The 16,001-nt window shown below is 67.9% G+C and carries 18 protein-coding genes and 1 pseudogene; 6 read left to right on the top strand and 13 right to left on the bottom strand.

The window, feature by feature from the left end; genetic code table 11:
* Nucleotides 1-17: 17 nt before the first annotated feature.
* Both CFB52_RS24325 and CFB52_RS24320 read left to right on the top strand, forming a co-directional pair.
* Nucleotides 18-1,565 (top strand): FGGY-family carbohydrate kinase, encoded by a 1,548-nt coding sequence (locus CFB52_RS24325; RefSeq protein ID WP_099317926.1) that lies wholly within the window; start codon nt 18-20, stop codon nt 1,563-1,565.
* Nucleotides 1,562-2,320 (top strand): SDR family oxidoreductase, encoded by a 759-nt coding sequence (locus CFB52_RS24320; protein ID WP_099317657.1) that lies wholly within the window; start codon nt 1,562-1,564, stop codon nt 2,318-2,320. Before CFB52_RS24325 ends, CFB52_RS24320 begins: the two co-directional genes overlap by 4 nt.
* Before the next feature lie 49 nt (nt 2,321-2,369).
* Here the strand turns inward: CFB52_RS24320 and CFB52_RS34755 are convergent, their stop codons facing one another.
* From CFB52_RS34755 to CFB52_RS24285, 8 genes are all read right to left on the bottom strand, one after another.
* Nucleotides 2,370-2,510, bottom strand: coding sequence for a hypothetical protein (locus CFB52_RS34755; protein WP_012339712.1), 141 nt, complete (start codon nt 2,508-2,510; stop codon nt 2,370-2,372).
* A 171-nt stretch (nt 2,511-2,681) separates the two neighbouring features.
* Nucleotides 2,682-3,266, bottom strand: a complete 585-nt coding sequence (locus tag CFB52_RS24315) for an NTP transferase domain-containing protein (protein WP_059584758.1) — start codon at nt 3,264-3,266, stop codon at nt 2,682-2,684.
* Between the two features lie 102 nt (nt 3,267-3,368).
* Complete coding sequence (locus CFB52_RS35195) at nt 3,369-3,512, bottom strand: M15 family metallopeptidase (protein WP_257220653.1); 144 nt, start codon at nt 3,510-3,512, stop codon at nt 3,369-3,371.
* Between the two features lie 224 nt (nt 3,513-3,736).
* On the bottom strand, nt 3,737-4,132 hold the full coding sequence (locus CFB52_RS24305) for a type II toxin-antitoxin system VapC family toxin (RefSeq protein WP_059585115.1): 396 nt from the start codon (nt 4,130-4,132) through the stop codon (nt 3,737-3,739).
* Entirely contained in the window at nt 4,129-4,368 is a 240-nt protein-coding gene (locus CFB52_RS24300; RefSeq protein WP_021158157.1) for a type II toxin-antitoxin system Phd/YefM family antitoxin, read from the bottom strand. Before CFB52_RS24300 ends, CFB52_RS24305 begins: the two co-directional genes overlap by 4 nt.
* 85 nt (nt 4,369-4,453) lie before the next feature.
* Nucleotides 4,454-5,137: a Fe2+-dependent dioxygenase gene (locus tag CFB52_RS24295; protein ID WP_099317656.1), complete on the bottom strand. Its 684-nt coding sequence runs from the start codon at nt 5,135-5,137 to the stop codon at nt 4,454-4,456.
* Nucleotides 5,134-5,889, bottom strand: coding sequence for a tetratricopeptide repeat protein (locus tag CFB52_RS24290; RefSeq protein ID WP_099317655.1), 756 nt, complete (start codon nt 5,887-5,889; stop codon nt 5,134-5,136). Before CFB52_RS24290 ends, CFB52_RS24295 begins: the two co-directional genes overlap by 4 nt.
* A gap of 3 nt (nt 5,890-5,892) precedes the next feature.
* Nucleotides 5,893-8,136 (bottom strand): TonB-dependent siderophore receptor, encoded by a 2,244-nt coding sequence (locus CFB52_RS24285; protein WP_099317654.1) that lies wholly within the window; start codon nt 8,134-8,136, stop codon nt 5,893-5,895.
* Between the two features lie 176 nt (nt 8,137-8,312).
* Here CFB52_RS24285 and CFB52_RS35190 point away from each other — a divergent pair.
* Nucleotides 8,313-8,537: pseudogene (locus CFB52_RS35190) on the top strand (hypothetical protein); the annotation flags it as partial.
* Nucleotides 8,538-8,608: 71 nt separating this feature from the next.
* On the opposite strand, the gene CFB52_RS24275 reads toward CFB52_RS35190, so the two are convergent.
* Nucleotides 8,609-9,904, bottom strand: coding sequence for an aspartate carbamoyltransferase (locus CFB52_RS24275; RefSeq protein WP_059584768.1), 1,296 nt, complete (start codon nt 9,902-9,904; stop codon nt 8,609-8,611).
* Between the two features lie 230 nt (nt 9,905-10,134).
* Between CFB52_RS24275 and CFB52_RS24270 the strand changes: the two genes are divergently transcribed.
* Nucleotides 10,135-10,269: an entericidin A/B family lipoprotein gene (locus tag CFB52_RS24270; RefSeq protein ID WP_006485835.1), complete on the top strand. Its 135-nt coding sequence runs from the start codon at nt 10,135-10,137 to the stop codon at nt 10,267-10,269.
* Nucleotides 10,270-10,362: 93 nt separating this feature from the next.
* On the opposite strand, the gene CFB52_RS24265 is transcribed toward CFB52_RS24270, so the two are convergent.
* The 3 genes from CFB52_RS24265 to CFB52_RS24255 form a co-directional block, all read right to left on the bottom strand.
* Nucleotides 10,363-10,911: a hypothetical protein gene (locus tag CFB52_RS24265; RefSeq protein ID WP_059584770.1), complete on the bottom strand. Its 549-nt coding sequence runs from the start codon at nt 10,909-10,911 to the stop codon at nt 10,363-10,365.
* 201 nt (nt 10,912-11,112) lie between these two features.
* Nucleotides 11,113-12,045 (bottom strand): DMT family transporter, encoded by a 933-nt coding sequence (locus tag CFB52_RS24260; protein ID WP_099317925.1) that lies wholly within the window; start codon nt 12,043-12,045, stop codon nt 11,113-11,115.
* 185 nt (nt 12,046-12,230) lie between these two features.
* Nucleotides 12,231-13,025, bottom strand: coding sequence for an AraC family transcriptional regulator (locus CFB52_RS24255; protein ID WP_099317653.1), 795 nt, complete (start codon nt 13,023-13,025; stop codon nt 12,231-12,233).
* A gap of 170 nt (nt 13,026-13,195) precedes the next feature.
* Here CFB52_RS24255 and CFB52_RS24250 point away from each other — a divergent pair, with 170 nt between their 5' ends.
* Together CFB52_RS24250 and CFB52_RS24245 are read left to right on the top strand one after the other, a co-directional pair.
* Nucleotides 13,196-14,029 (top strand): molybdenum cofactor biosynthesis F family protein, encoded by an 834-nt coding sequence (locus tag CFB52_RS24250; protein WP_060310671.1) that lies wholly within the window; start codon nt 13,196-13,198, stop codon nt 14,027-14,029.
* Complete coding sequence (locus tag CFB52_RS24245) at nt 14,026-14,835, top strand: SDR family oxidoreductase (protein WP_099317652.1); 810 nt, start codon at nt 14,026-14,028, stop codon at nt 14,833-14,835. The genes CFB52_RS24250 and CFB52_RS24245 overlap by 4 nt, the downstream gene beginning before the upstream one ends.
* Before the next feature lie 95 nt (nt 14,836-14,930).
* Here CFB52_RS24245 and CFB52_RS24240 read toward each other — a convergent pair whose 3' ends face one another.
* Nucleotides 14,931-15,638, bottom strand: coding sequence for a dihydrodipicolinate reductase (locus CFB52_RS24240; protein WP_099317651.1), 708 nt, complete (start codon nt 15,636-15,638; stop codon nt 14,931-14,933).
* Between the last annotated feature and the right edge of the window lie 363 nt (nt 15,639-16,001).

Below are 16,001 nucleotides of genomic sequence, written 5' to 3'. Positions count from 1 at the left end.
GCCTCACCGGAGACATCATGGAATACGTCATAGGCGTCGACATCGGCACGCAGAGCACCAAGGCGCTGCTCGTCGACCGGCACGGCACGATCGTCGCGCGGCGCTCGGCCGGCTACCAGCCCGATACGCCGCGCCCGCTGTGGGCCGAGCAGTGGCCGAAGGTGTGGTTCGACGCGGTGCTCGACTGCATCGCGGGCTGCGTGAGCGACGCGCGCGCGCAGGGGGTGCCGGCCGATGCGATTCGCGCGGTATGCGTGAGCAGCCTGTACGGCGGCTCGGGCATCCCGGTCGACATCGACATGCGGCCGCTGCATCCGTGCCTGATCTGGATGGATCGGCGTGCGACCGCGCAAGTCGACTGGGTCAACGAGCACGTGAACGTCGAGCGGCTGCGCGTGATCACCGGCAACGGCGTCGACAGCTACTACGGGTTCACCAAGATGCTGTGGCTGCGCGACCAGCGGCCGGACGTGTGGGCGAACGTGCGCTATTTCCTGCCGCCGAACGCGTACGTGATCTATCTGCTGACCGGCGAAGTCGCGGTCGACCACAGTTCGGCCGGCAATATCGGCGGCGTGTACGACGTCGCGCGCCGCGAGTGGTCGGACGACGCGCTCGACATGCTCGGCATTCCGGCGACGATGATGCCCGAGCGGCTGGTCGACTCGACGGACGTCGTCGGCGGCCTGCTGTCGCAATGGACCGCCCAACTCGGCCTGCCGGCCGGCACGCCCGTCGTGGCAGGCGGCGTCGATGCGTCGGTGGCGACCTTCGCGGCCGGTGCCACGCGCACCGGGCAGCACGTCGCGATGATCGGCACGAGCATGTGCTGGGGCTACGTGAACCGGCACGTCGATGCGCGCCACGGTCTCGTCAGCATGCCGCACGTGTTCGACGGGCAGCGCGACCTCTACGTGTTCGGCGGAGCGATCACGGCCGGCGCATCGGTCGCATGGTTTCGCGACCAGTTCTGTCACGCGGAAATCGACGCGGCGCGCCTGCTGCCGCACGGCGATCCGCACATGTTGCTCGAGGAGGCGGCCGAGCGCGTGCCGGCCGGCGCCGACGGCGTGCTGTTTCTGCCGTACCTGATGGGCGAGCGCAGCCCGGTGTGGGATGCGAAGGCGAGCGGCGCGTTCGTCGGGCTGAGTCTCGCGCATACGCGTGCGCATCTTTATCGTGCGGTACTCGAAGGCGTCGCGTTCGCGTTGCGCCACAACATCGAGGCCGGCCGCCGTGGCGCGGCGGCGCTGGACGATCGATTGATCGTCGTCGGCGGCGCCGCGCATTCGGCGCTGTGGATGCAGATCATCGCCGACGTGACGGGTTTTCCGGTGTGGACGATCGAGCAGGACGTCGAAGCCGCAATGGGCGCCGCGCTGCTCGCGGGCGTCGGCGCAGGGCTCGTGTCGCGCGACGACGCGCAGGGCGGCTGGGTCACGCTCGTCGAGCGCGCACGGCCCGACGCCGACCGCGCGAAAACGTACGACGCGCGTTTTTCGCTCTATACGGCGCTGTATCCGGCACTCAAGCCGATCATGCACAGGCTCGGGACATCATCATGAACACACGATTCGATTTCAGTGGGTCGACGGTGCTCGTCACGGGCGCCTCGAGCGGAATCGGCCGTGCGTGCGCGGTCGCGCTGGCGCATGCAGGCGCGCGCGTCGTCGCGGCGGCGCGCGACATGGCCGCGCTCGACACGCTCGCCGCGGAGATTGCGTGCGAGACGTTGCGCATGGATGTCGGCGGCGACGAACACGCGATCGATGCCGCACTCGCCGCGTACGATGCGTTCGACGGCCTCGTCAATTGCGCGGGGATCGCGTCGCTCGAGCCTGCGCTCGACGTCGAAGCCGCGCATTTCGATCGCGTGATGGCCGTCAATGCGCGCGGTGCGGCGCTCGTCGCGCGGGCCGTGGCGCGAAGGATGATCGAGCGCGACGGACGCGGTGACGCGCACGCGCGGGGCAGCATCGTCAACGTGTCGAGCCAGGCGTCGCTCGTCGGGCTGCCCGCGCATCTGAGCTATTGCGCGTCGAAGGCGGCGATGGACGCGATCACGCGCGTGCTGTGCATTGAGCTCGGCCCGCACGGCATTCGTGTGAACAGCGTGAATCCCACCGTCACGCTCACGCCGATGGCGCAGTTCGCGTGGAGCGAACCGGACAAGCGCGAACCGATGCTCGCCGCGATTCCGCTCGGCCGGTTCGCGCAGCCGGACGAAGTCGTCGAGCCGATCCTGTTTTTGCTGAGCGATGCGGCGTCGATGATCAGCGGTGTGTCGTTGCCGATCGACGGGGGATATACCGCGCGCTAGAGCCCGTCACGTAAGTCGCGGTCGAGTTCGCGGCGCGGCCGGCGCGCGGCTAGACCGGGTCCTTGCTCGGCGGTCCGTCCGGCTGCTGCGGGTTGTCGTGATGGCCGGGCGGCGACGAGAACGGGTCGTCTTCCGGGTCGCGGTTCGGGTCGGCCGGTGGCTCGGGCGTCGGGGTCGTGTGGTCGCTCATGGAGAACTCGTGCGGTGCGTGACGGCGGTGGCGCGGTGGACGCGCCTCGTCTTGGTTATAGCCAATCGGGCGCGCGTTTGCAGCGGGTTCTTGCGGCAGGCTGCCGATCGTCGGCGAAATCCGCCTATTGACGGTGTTCGTGCGGGATCTCGCGAGGTCGCGCAATCGAAGTCAGCGCAAGTCCGCCGGTGTATCGACGTCGCGCAGGATGCCGGGATCGTCGATGTCGAGCAGTTGCACCGGCGCGCTGGCGAACAGCGCGCGGGCGCCCGTGTCGCCGTCGAGGGCGGCCAGTGCTTCGAAGTGGTGCGCGGCGAAACCGACTGGATGCCCGCGCACGCCGCGATGCGCGGGCGCGACGATCGATGCGTTGTCGGCTTCGAGCGCGCGTGCGACCGTTTCGTAGGTGGAAGCGGCGATCCACGGCATGTCGCCGAGCGCGACGAGCCAGCCGCTCGCGTCGGGCGTCGTCCGGACGCCGGCCGCGAGGCTCGCGCCCATGCCCCGCAACGCGTCGGGTGCATAGACGACCTGGCAGCCGGCTTCGTTCAGCAGAATCGCAAGCGTTTCGGCGCCGGGACGCACGACGGCGATCACGTCGGCGGTGGCTGCCGCGAGACGGCGGGCGGCGGCCACCGCAACCGGCGTGCCGTCGGGGAGCCGGGCGAGCAGCTTGCTGTGCAGGCCGCTCGGGTCGAAGCGTTGACCAAGGCCGCCGGCGAGCAGGACGCCGGTGGCGAGTGACGCATAGGACATCGGCGCGAGGGGAGTGAGGCAGGTGCTGCGATTGTGCGGGAGCACACGGGGATCGGCAAGTGAAGATGTTACCGAATCACGCCTGCCGGATCGGGAAAACTGTCATCGCGCCGCTTCGTCCAGCATGCTTTCGTCGACAGGACCGTAAATTGCGTGCGATTCGTTCTGGATCACGGCCCAATAGCGATCGCCGAACGACCAGTGCCACCATTCGGACGGGTAATTCGTGAAGCCGGTGTCCGTCAGCGCGTCGATCAGGATCTGGCGGTTTCGCGCGGCTGATGAACGGGTTGTGCGTATAGCACGCGCCGGACGATTCCTGGTCGATGGCGTTCATGATGGCGAGGCCGGTTGCAGGCCGCCGGCCGATGTCGAGCAGGGTGGCCGCGGTCGTTTTGGTCAGACGAATCGCCGATATGCCAGAGTCTCGTGGAGAATGCGCCGCGATTTGATGCGAGCGCGGGCGACGCTTACCAGAGCGTCTTGACGTGCGCGTACGCGCGGATTTTTTCGTCGCGCGTGACGAGCGGCGCGCCGAGACGCCGCGCGGTCGCGACGATCATGCGATCGGCCGGATCCTTGTGGAACGTGCCGGGCAGGTCGGTGGATTTGGCGGCGATGTCGGCATCGACCGGCACGAAACGCATGCCGTCGATCTGCGCGACGGTGGCGAGCCACGCGTCGACATCCATCGTCAATGCGAGGCGATCGTTGCGCACCAGCATCGCGATTTCCCACGCGGAGATCGCGGATGCGGCGAGCGCACCTTCGCTCCGCGCGCGATCGATCGCGCTCCGCGCCTTCTTGCTGAGCGCGGGGTCGCCCGCTACCCACCACACCAATGCATGCGTATCCAGCACGATCACCGCGACGCCTCCCAATCATCTTCCGCAATCGGATCGAGAGGATTGTCGTAGCGCATGACCGACCCGCGCAATATGTCCAACGGCTGAGCTTCGCGCGAGCGATACGGGCGGATCTCGAGCGTCGGTTTGCCGTGGTCGGTGACGATCAGGCTTTCGCCCGACGCCTCGACGAGCCGGAAGTATTCGAGCGCGCGAGCCTTGAATTCGGATTTCGATACGGGAGCGTGCGGCATCATGATATGGTCATGGTCATCAGACTATGGTCATTTTAGCCTCGCATTTCGATGCGGCGCAAGCGCCGTGGGCCGTGACCGGCTCGCGCTACGCATCCGCCCACTTCCTCAAAAGATTGTGATAAATCCCGGTCAGCGAAATGACCATCGGATCCTTCGCGCCTTTTTCCGCGGAAAGCGCCTGAATCTGCGTATCGAGCTGGAACAGCAGCGTGCGGTCGCCGTCGTCGCGCACCATGCTCTGGATCCAGAAGAACGACGCCACGCGCTCGCCGCGCGTCACCGGTGTGACGTGATGCAGGCTCGATGCCGGATACAGCACGAGGTCGCCCGCCGGCAGCTTCGCGCGATGCACGCCGTACGTATCTTCGACGCACAGCTCGCCACCGTCGTACGCATCGGGTTCTTCGAGGAACAGCGTGGCCGACAGGTCGCTGCGCACGCGGAAATCCGTGCCGCGCAGCAGCCGGATCGCGTTGTCGACGTGCGTGCCGAACGTCTCGCCGCCTGCATAGCGATTGAACAGCGGCGGAAACACCTTGAGCGGCAGCGCCGCGGAAAAGAACAGCGGATGGCGCGCGAGCGCATCCTGGATCGCGTCGCCCACCGCGCGTGCGGCCTGCGAGCCTTCCGGTAATTGCCGGTTGCGTTTCGCGAGCGCCGACTGCGCGCCAGACGTCGCGTTGCCGTCGATCCATTCGGCGCGATCGAGAAGTTCGCGGCATTGCGCGACCTGCGCTTTCGTCAGTACGCCGGGGATGTGAAGCATCATGATACGGATTCCATTGCGTGCGGCGCCAGTTGCATCGCCGCCGACCGAAACGCGTCGAGCGGCGACGACACGAGATACGCGCGCATCTTCGCGATGAACGCGGGTGTCGCGGTGGCCGGCACCCGCGCGAGCCACACGAGCGCTTCGTCGACGCGCCCGCGCTCGGCGAGCAGCCGCGCGTAGTTGAACTGGCCGCGAAAATCGCCGGCAACGGCGGCACGGCGATAGTGGTCGAACGCGGCATCGATATCGACCGGTACGACCCAGCCGTCCTCGTAGAAGCCGCCGATCAGGTTGATCGATTTTGCATGGCCGAGCGCGGCCGCGCGACGAAACCACTCGAGCGCGTCGGCGCGGTTCTCGTCGACGCCGTTGCCGAGGGCGAGTGCGGTCGCGTAGTTGTACATGCCCCAGTCGAGGCCCGCCTGCGCGGCGAGCCGGTACCAATACACGGCGACCGGCGCGCACGCGGCCGTGCCCCAGCCGAACTCGTAGCAGCGTCCGAGCATGTTCATCGCCATCGGATGATTCGCGTGCGCGGCATGCCGGAACCACGTGAGCGCGGCCGCGGGATCGCGCCGCACGCCGTGGCCGTCGAGCAGGTATTGCCCGTACACGGCCTGCGCATCGACGATGCCGTGCTCGGCCGCCGCCGCGACCCACGCGGCGGCGCGCTCGGGCGGCCCGGCCAGGATGTCGGCGAACTCGCGCGGCGAGACCGACGCGAGCGCCTTCAGCGACACGGCCTCCATCGATCAGTAGCGCGCGTTCAGCGTGACGAACGCCGAGCGGCCCGGCGCGATCGACGCATAGTGCGCCGGATACGCCTGATCGAAGTAGGTGCGGTTGAACAGGTTGTTCACGTTCAGTTGCAGATCGAGCTTCTTGTTGATCCGGTACTGCGCCATCGCGTCGAAGCGCCAGTACGACGGCACGGCACGCAGGTTCGCGGGATCGCCGAACACTTCCGACATGTAGAACGCACCGCCGCCGACCGTGAACTTCGGCGTGATGTCGTAGTTCGACCACATCGTGAGGCTGTGCTTCGGCGTGTTCGGGAAGCGGTTGCCGTTGTTCGCGGTGTCCTTGCCGTTGTCGCGCAGTTCGCTCTTCATGTACGTGTAGCCGCCGAACACCTGCCACTGCTTCGTGATCTGGCCTGCGACGCCGAGCTCGAGGCCTTGCACGCGCTTGTTGCCGACCATCGCGTACTGGTTGTTCGGCAGCGTCACGCGCGCGTTCGTCGTGTCGATCTGGAACAGCGCGGCCGTCAGCGACAGCTTGTCGTTCAGCACGTTCCATTTCGTGCCGAGTTCGATGCTGCGGTTCTTTTCCGGAGAAAGCTGATCGGCATTCGGGCCGACGCCGCCGCGGCCCGGCGTGAGCGACTGCGTTTCGCTGCCTTCGCCGAGCAGCATGCCGGCGGGCGTCGACGACGTCGCATACGACGCATAGATGCTGCCGTTTCGCGCGGGCTTGAACACGAGGCCGGCCTGCCAGTTGAACAGCGTGTCGTCGCGCGTGTAGGTCTTGCCGCCATTCGCCTTGGTATCGGTGAAGCGGGTCGAGTAGTCGTCGACGCGCACGCCGGCGTTGACCTGCCAGCGCGGCGTGATCTCGATCGTGTCGAAGCCGTAGATCGATTTCGTGGTGGTGCGCGCATGCGCGTAGTCGTTGTTGCGCGAGATCGAGCCGGCCCACGGATCGCTCGGGTTCGGCGACCACAGGCTCGTGCAGTTGTAGCCGGACGCGGCGCCGATGCCTTGCTGGCAGATCTTGCCGGTGTCGGTCGCGACCGTGTACGAGTCGCGCTTGCCCCATTCGCGCGACAGCTCGATGCCGGTGTTGAAGCTGTGCTTGAACGGGCCCGTGCGGAATTCGCCGAACAGCTCGGTCAGGTTTGCGAGGCTGTTGATCGCGCTGTTGCGGTTGTTGTTGCGGCGCCAGACCTTGCCGTTCACCACGTTGCCCTGGCTGTCGTCCGGCTGCGTCCAGATGTAGTCCTGCGTCGATTCCGTGTAGCGCGCGGTGTTGCGCACCGTGAGGTTCGGCGTGATGTCGTGCTCGATCCTGATCGTGCTGATGTCCGACGTGGTCTTGCGGAAGTCGCGGTCGATCAGGCCGTAGAAGTTGTGGCGATCGACGGGCGCCGGATAGATCGTGCCGACGTTCGCGGGCTTGTTCGACGTCGTATAGAAGTACGGGATGCCGCCGTCGGGCATGTCGTCCGTCTGCAGGTGGTAGTAGCTCGCGGTCACGCGCGTCGGCGTGCCGAGACCGAACGCGATCGACGGCGCGACGCCCCAGCGCTCGTTGTTGACGGCGTCGCGGCCGGCCACGTCGTTGTTGTGGCTCATCAGGTTCAGGCGGAACGCGGCGTGATCGGCGAACTGCCAGTTGCCGTCGGCGGTGAAGCGGCGATAGCGGTCGGTGCCGAGGCCCGCGCTCGCGGCGGCCGTCGTGCCGAGGTGCGGGGCCTTCGTGATCAGGTTGATGCTGCCGCCCGCGCCGCCGCGGCCGCCGTACGCGCCGTCGGAACCCTTGGTGATCTCGACGCGCTCGGTGTTGAAGATCTCGCGCGTGGTGGCGCCCGTGTCGCGCATGCCGTCGACGAACATGCTGCCCTGCGTGTCGTAGCCGCGGATGAACGGACGGTCGCCGAGCGGGTTGCCGCCCTCGCCGGCGCCGAACGTGATGCCGGGCACGGTACGCAGCGCTTCGGTCAGCGTGGTCGCGCCGCTGTTCTGGATCAGTTCCTGCGGGATCACGGTGACGGATTTCGGCGTGTCGACGAGCGGCGCGGTGAATTTCGCGGAAGCGGAAAAGTCGGCCTTGTAGCTGTGCTCGGTCTTGCCCTGGATCTCGATCGGCGCGAGATGGCCTTCGGTGCCGGCGGTCGCCGCGGGCGGCGTGCCGTCGGCGAACGCGGGGCTCGCGGCCAGCACGCCGCAGAGGGTGGTGAACTTGCCGAGCTTCAGCTCGTCGGGACGGGACTTCATGGTGCGCTTCGACCTCGCGGTGTGGCTCCCGGGGCAGTGCGCTACGGAAATGTGCATGCCGGCGGGGATTATTACGATTTGTTTTCAGGCGGCATTCTATGTAATTTCTTTATGAATGAGAAGCGTTCTTGTTCTCATTTGTCGGGGAATTGTTGACGAATGTTGCGGAGGGGTCGAAGGCTCGTGGCCGGGGAGCGACAGGCAACGCAATGGCGTCTGCCGATGGCTTCGTCGCTGCAATCGCCGCCTCGAACGGTTCGATCGTGGCCACGCGCGACGTCGCGCCGTTCGAAGCAGCAGGCCTGCGTGTGATCGACTCTTGGTTCCGCCGGCGCCGGGTCGGCGGCCGTCACGTCACCGGCGCCGAAAATGACAACGCGCCGTGCAAGTCGGCGCGTTGAATGCGTTACGTCTGCGCGCGGCCCTTGAACTGCAGCAAATTCCCGTTCGGGCGCGCGCCACCGGCCGCAGATCAGTCGATTCCGTGAAACACCGCATCCTCCGGCCCCAGGTATGCCGGCGGGCGCCACGTCGCGTCGCGCATCGAATGCTGGACGAGATTCTCGACGCCCAGCAGCACCGCGAAGATCGCCATCCGCACCGGAATGCCGTTGTCGGTCTGCCGGAAGATCGCGAGACGCGGGTCGCGGTTCAGGTCGACCGACAGGTCGTTCGCGCCAGGCCGGCTGTCGCGCGGCAGCGGGTGCATGATCAGCGTGTCGGGCTTGCACACCGAGTCGACGAGCGCCTGGTTGATCTGGAAATCCGGCGTATAGCCTTCGAACGACTCGTCGGTGAAGCGCTCCTTCTGGATCCGCGTCGCGTAGACCACGTCCGCGCCGCGCAAGCCCGCCGCGAGATCGTTCGTCTGCTCGACCGCGTGGCCGTTCGTCGAGATCTGGTCGACGATGTACGCCGGCATCTCGAGCGTCGGCGGCGACACGAGCGTGAACTTCAGCCCGCGGTACAGCGCGAGCAGCTTGACGAGCGAGTGCACGGTGCGGCCGTACTTCAGGTCGCCGACCAGCGCGATGTGCGCGCCGTCGACGATCTTGCCGAGCCGCGAAAACTCGCGCTGGATCGTGTAGAGGTCGAGCAGCGCCTGGCTCGGGTGCTCGCCGGGGCCGTCGCCGCCGTTGATCACCGGCAGGTTGGTCGCCCGTGCGAATTCGGCCACCGAGCCTTTTTCCGGATGGCGGATCACGAGCGCGTCGACGTAGCCGGCCATCACGCGGCTCGTGTCGTAGATCGATTCGCCCTTCGCCATCGACGAGAACGTGAAGCCCGTCGTGTCGCACACCGAGCCGCCAAGCCGGCAGAAGGCCGCGCCGAACGACACGCGCGTGCGCGTGCTGGCCTCGAAGAACAGGTTGCCGAGCACGGCGCCTTCGAGCACGCGTGAAATCTTGTGACGCCGCGCGATCGGCTGCATGACGTCGGCCACGCGGAACAGCGCCTCGACCGAATCCCGCGAAAACTGGTCGACCGAGATCAATTGCGGCTTGCCTTCGAACAGGAATTGCTTCGCGAGCCCTTGTTTGTCTACGCTTTGCGTATAGTTCTCGCCATCCGGCGCCGAACGCTCGACGATTTCCGACACGAAGCGCTCGACGATCTCGGGCATCCCGCGCGATTCCTGCGAATCGTCCGGAAGCAGCCACGTATCCAGCGCGCGGCGGCTGACGCCGATGCGATTCGCGAATGCCTCGCGGGTCATGTTGAGGCGGCGCATCGCGTCGCGGAGGAAGGCTTGCTGGGGAACGGTCATCGGCGGCTCCTGGACGGAAAATATACGCGGTGCGTATATTAGTTTCTGCCGCGATGAAGTCAAGAAAAATCTGCGCGCGCAGGGGGGCGCGTATGACACTCGCGGGGCCGTACTGGCGCGCGGCGCGCGTCTCCGTATAATCAGGTCAGGCCCCGTGTCCGGCAGCGTGCCGGGCGCCGCGCCGCATACGATTCGCCCGGTCGGGCTTGTTGATTCGAAGGAGAATGAGAATGACGCGTACGATTGCTGCAATGCTGCTGGTGGTGACCGCCGCGCTCGCCGGTTGCAATACCGTCGCCGGCGTGGGCCAGGACATTTCGAAGGGCGGCCAGGCGATCAGCGATTCGGCTGAAAAGGCCAAGTAAGCCGACCGGTTCCGGCATGCAGAAGGCGCCGGGCCTTCCCGCGATGGCGGGGCGGCCCGGCGCCTTTTTTGCGTACGAATCGATGCCGCGGCGTCAGGCGCGTTCCACGAACGCGTAGCGGCCCTCGACCTTGCGCGGCGTGAACCAGCCGTAGTCGGGGAACAACCGGTTGCGGACGAACCAGACATAACCGACCAGCGCGACCGTGATCGCGAGGCTCGGCAGCGCGGCGGACGGATCCCGCCCGAGATCGGCGACGGTCTTCGGCATCTGCAGCAGCGACAGCAGGATGAACGCGTGATATGCGCCGACACGATGGGTCGCGAAGCCCCAGATGAACAGCAGCGACAGCGGCACGGTCAACGCCAGGAAGGCGGTGACCAGGACGCCGCCGGCGCCGGACGCGAGGAAGTAGTACGCAAGCATCAGGCTGATGACCAACTGCGCGATGCCGAGCGCGATCAGGATCCGGATGTGTATCTTGTTCTTGCGGCAGCGTTCAGGGTCGGGGCGCGACGCGATCAGGTGCGCGAGCACGCGATCCTTGAGCCCTTGCCCGGATAGCTCGGCCAGCGCGTCGGCCTTCCTCGTTCCCGCGGACAGCAGCACCGCGATTCTTGTTTTGGCTTCCTTCCTGTTCATTGCGTGGCGGAGTGTTGTTCGATGGTGGTCAAAGGGGCCGGCCACGCGAATATTGCATCTTGCGCAGTCGTGCGCAACGGTTTTGCGGTGCGCGGACACATTCCTACAGTCGGTCGACCGTGTGACGGAAAGGCTGGATCGACGAGCGCTGCGACGTCGGCGGAGGCGCCGCCGTCTCCGCGGGGACGCGACGAACGCGAGTCAGTCGGCGGCGGCCTGCGCGGCGAGCGCGGCGCGCGGTTCGACGGGCGGCTCGCGCCGTCGCGTCGCGCCGACGAGCATGCCGGCGACGACGAGCGCGATGCCGGCGACACGTGTGCCGGTCAGCGTTTCGCCGAACAGCGCGACCGCGAACAGCACGGCCGAAACCGGCGCGACCGCGGTGAACAGGGCCGCCTCGGTGCCGCTCGTGCGTGCCGAGCCCGCATACCAGCACAGGTAACCCAGCACGGTCGGAATCAATGCGTAGTAGACGATCGCCGACACGGCGCCGACGGTCCAGCTGCTCGCCACCGCATGCCATTCGAACGCGGCCGGCACGAGTGCGAGCACGAAGCCGAGGCCCGACATCGCGGTGGATAGCGCAAGCGGCGGCAACGGCGCGGCAAGCCGACGGTTGAGCAGGATGAAGACCGCTTCGCATGCGACGGCCGCCAGCACCAGCGCATCGCCAACGAGCGTTTGCAGCGACGGCATCGCATGGCCCGGCGCGAACGTGACGAACAGCACGCCGGCCGTGGCGAGCGCGGCGGCCAGCCAGTCGCGCGGCGTCTGCCGCTCGCGCAGCACGACGGCCGCGATCAGCGTCGACATGGCCGGCAACGTGCCGAGCATCACGCCGGCATCGAGCGGCGACGACAGTTTCGTGCCGCTGATCAGCAGCACCGTATAGCCGACGCCGCCCGCCGCCGCCTGAATGACGAGCAGCACGGCATCGCGTGCGCAAATGCGTGGCCAGCGCATGCGCTGCGCGCGCATCATCGCGAACAGCAACGGGGTCGCGATCAGGAAGCGCAGCGCGGTGGCCGCGAACGGCGGCAGGCCGCCGGCCGCGAGACGGCTCGCGATGACGGTGCTGCCGACGCCCGCCATCGCGGCGGCGAGATAGAGATAGCCGATCAGTCGTGTCTTCATGCGCCGCATCGTCGTGTATGGCGGCAGCGTGCGTCTTGAACGAAATTGCAGCCAGGGACGGGACTGAAGGTGGTGAACCGTCGGCTTGCGCTGACGCAACAGGTCGCGGTGGCCGTGGAGGGGGCAATCGTCTTCGAACGCAGTGCGTCCGGCGCGCCCCGGCGTTGCGCGGCCGACGGCGTTACTCAACCCGCGTGCGTGAACCGCCCCGGCGTGATGCCGAACTGGCGCGCGAATGCGCGGGTCAGGTGGCTCTGATCGGCGAAGCCGGCTTCGGCCGCGGCATCGGCGATCGGCAGGCCGCTGGCCAGCAGCGCGCGCGCCAGCCGCGTGCGCGACTGAACCAGGTATGCATGCGGCGTGATGCCGAGCTCGCGCGCAAAGCCGCGCAGCAACTGGAAGCGGCTGACGCCGCTCAGGTCGGCCAGCTCGGCGAGCGACACGGGTGCGGCCGGCGCCGCGTCGAGCCGCTCCCGCGCGACGTGGACCGCCGGCGCGACGCCGGCCGCCGGCAGCGTGCGGCTTGCGTGCCGGGCGAGCAACCCGGCGACGAGCATGACGAGCGCTTCGTCGCGGGCCAGCGGCTGGGTTTCGCCTGCGACGATGCGCGCATGCAGCCGGCCGACGGCGGCCGCAAGCCGCGTGTCGCGCACGGCCGGATGCGCAAGCTCGACGCCGCCGATGCCTTCTTCCGCCGCGACGCTCGCGACCAGCGCGGGGGCGAGATAGAGCATCCGCCAGCGCCGCCCGGTGCCGGCTTCGAGCGGCGAGCCGTCGTGCACCTCGCCCGGGTTGACCATGATCGCGTCGCCTGCGAGCGCGTCGACCTGACCGCGGCCGCTCCACGACCGGTGCGCACCGCTGACGATCACGCCGACCCCGAATTCGTCGTGCGCGTGGCGCGGAAACGCGCGGTCGGACTCGAGGCTGATTGCCTCGATGCCTTCGCCGGTGCGTCGGTAATGGGTGACACGATGCATGTGCGCTCCTCGCGCCGGGGGCGGCGCGGATCACGTGCACTTTAGCGTGTTCCGGCGCCGCGCGCCCTTCATCCTTTTGGCCGATACCGCGCGGCGCGCGCAGCCCGCACCATGTGCGCATGAGCAGCGTACACGGCCCGCCGGGCCTGAGGCTGCGCGGGAGGCGGCAGGTGGAACGACAGGATCCGGTATTCATTCAGGTGGGTGCGCTCGCGGACGGCTTCGCGCCCGAGGCGAACATCCTCGCATCCGTCGACGCGCTCGTCGGGCGGACGCTGACGCTCGTCGACGCATCGGGCGCGTGGCGCGTCCATACGTTCGAGCCGGGCGCGCTGCAGTGGCGCGACGCGGTGGCCGATACGGGCGGCCGCGCGCCATGCCGCGTGACGCGGCTGCGCGACGGGCTGTACTTCGTCGACTACATCGATGCCACCGCTCGGGCGACATCGGTCAGCCTCGTGATCGATCTCGACAACGGCGTGTGGACGTCGGTCGTCGGTACGTTGCCGACGGAAGCCGACACGCGCATCGATGCGTTCACGCGCGTCGCGCGCGGGCTGCCGCTGACGGCCGTCGACGCGCAATTCCGGCACGGCACGCTCGGCGGCCACGCCGAGCCGGGCCCGCTTCACGCGCCCACGCGCGAACTGATCGGCAAACGGACGATGTACCGCTACAGCCCGACCGAATGCTACGAGCACATCTACCTGAACGAGAATTTCTACGCATGGCAGTGCCTGCAGGGCGTCGAAGGCGGGCTGGCCGATGTCGACCGCTGTCATTACTTCAAGATTGCGGACGCGCTGTATCTGTTCGTGTGGCGCGAAAAGGTGGTGCCGACGCTCGGCGTCGTGCTGATCGACCTCGCGCAACGCAAGACCGACGGCAAGATCTTCGGCTATCAGGGCGGCGATTTCGGCACGCTGTCGAATTTCCCGGTCGGCGCTTACGCGCAGGTACTGAACGAAACCGTGCATCCGCTCGGCGACGAGGCGCAGCGATGACTGCCGTGCGGGGCAGCGGCCGCCTGCATGCGGATTTCAGCGGGCGCGTCGTGCTCGTCACGGGCGCCGCGCAAGGAATCGGCGCGGCGATCGCGCGCCGTTTCGCGGAATCCGGCGCATTCGTCGCCGTGGCCGACCTGAACGGCGACGCGGCGGCCGTGCAGGCCGGCGCGCTGGCGAGCGCGGGCGGCGAAGCGCGCGCGTATCGGGTCGATGCCGCGAGCCGGGACGAGCTAGATGCGCTCGTCGCGGCGGTCGAGCGCGACGGCGGCCGGCTCGATGTCGTCGTTCACAATGCCGCGTATTTTCCATTGACGCCGTTCGCGCGGATCGACGAGCCGACGCTCGAGCGCACGCTGTCGGTCAACCTGTCGGCGCTGTTCTGGCTTGCGCAGGCCGCGTTGCCGGCCTTCGAGCGCGCGGGGGCCGGGCGGCTGCTCGTCACGTCGTCGGTGACGGGGCCGCGCGTCGTCTATCCGGGGCTCGCGCATTACGCGGCGTCGAAGGCCGGCGTGAACGGCTTCATTCGGGCGGCGGCGCTGGAGTTGGCGCGCCGCGACGTGACGGTCAACGGCGTCGAACCGGGGATGATCCGCACGCCGGCGGCCGGCAATCTCGGCGACGCGTCCGTCGCCGCGCAGATCGCGCGCGACATTCCGCTCGCGCGGATGGGCGAGCCCGAGGACATCGCGAACGCGATGCTGTTTCTCGCATCGGCCGACGCGGCGTACATCACCGGGCAGACGATCGTCGTCGACGGCGGCGCGACCTTGCCGGAGAGCGGGGCGGTGCTGGGCAACGGGTAGCGGTGAGCTAGCGAGGGCATCGGTTTCGGCGAGGCCGTGCGGGCATCCGCGGACGGCCCGCATCATGAGGGCACGTGCCGCACGCCGTGCCGTGACTACAGCCAGCCGTTGCGGATGAACTCGACGATCGAATAGCGGCGATGCTCCAGATCGTGCTGCCGGACGGCTTCGACGATGCGCGATACGCCATCCGCATAGGGTGTCGCGCCGGATACGCGCGATTCGAACTGCAGGCTGCATGCGCCGTCGTCGATGCGTATCCGGTGAACCGCATGGCGGCCGAGCTGATCGTCGGGGATGCCGAATTCGGTGCGCTGCACGGCCGGGTCGCGCACGGAGCGGATGTCTTCCGGCCGTACGCCGAGCGATTGGGCGATACCGACGGCCGTGCCGGGGACGGACGTCTTGCCGGCCTGATGCGACTCCGTCACGCCGATCTCGCAGTCGCGAAACAGGTGGCCGCTGGCTTCCAGCATGCACATGAACTTCAGCATCAGGATGTTCGTGTTCGGGCACAGCACGACCGGAAAGCCGTACGTCCCCGTTTCGAGGTCGGAGCCGGTCGACAACTCGACGAGCGGCGACGCGGTGGCCTGGCAGAATGCGATCGCGTCGGGGAGTTCGCGGCCCGAGCCGGCATGGACGACGATCGTTCGTGCGTCGCTACGTCGGGCGTCGCTACGTCGGGCGTCGGTTCGCGCGCTGTCCGGCCACGGCATCACGCGGCAGGCGGCCGGGTCGAGCGTGTGCGAGCCGAGCAACTCGTTGGCGAGCTTGCCGGTTCCGATGACGAGTACTTGCATGGGATTGACGGTTGAGATTGGGAGGCGAGTCGGCGGTGGTACGTGCCGTCGGCCAGGCGGGCTTGGTTGTCGTGCCGTGCGCCGCACCTGGCGGGCATCGCGCATTATGCCCGGCCGTCCGTTGGCGCGCTTGTCGGGCCGGGCATGGGGTGCCGCGGCGCATAGGCTCGCCGACGTCCAACCCTCGGCAATCCTCGGCAACCGATCTCTCCCGCGATGTTGCGATGCCCCGCGGCGTGTGGGCCGCGATCCGCTTCCTGACGCCGCCGGGCGGGCTCCCGCGCAACCAAAGCGAAACGGCCGAAACCGCATTACGGCACCCTCATCGCCGTGCGCACGAACGCGTGAACGGCGCTACGCTGT

Source organism: Burkholderia sp. AU18528 (assembly GCF_002223215.2).
Classification (GTDB): Bacteria; Pseudomonadota; Gammaproteobacteria; order Burkholderiales; family Burkholderiaceae; genus Burkholderia; species Burkholderia semiarida.
Note: the sequence above shows the minus strand (reverse complement) of the source record. Positions and strands in the feature narration are given on the sequence as shown.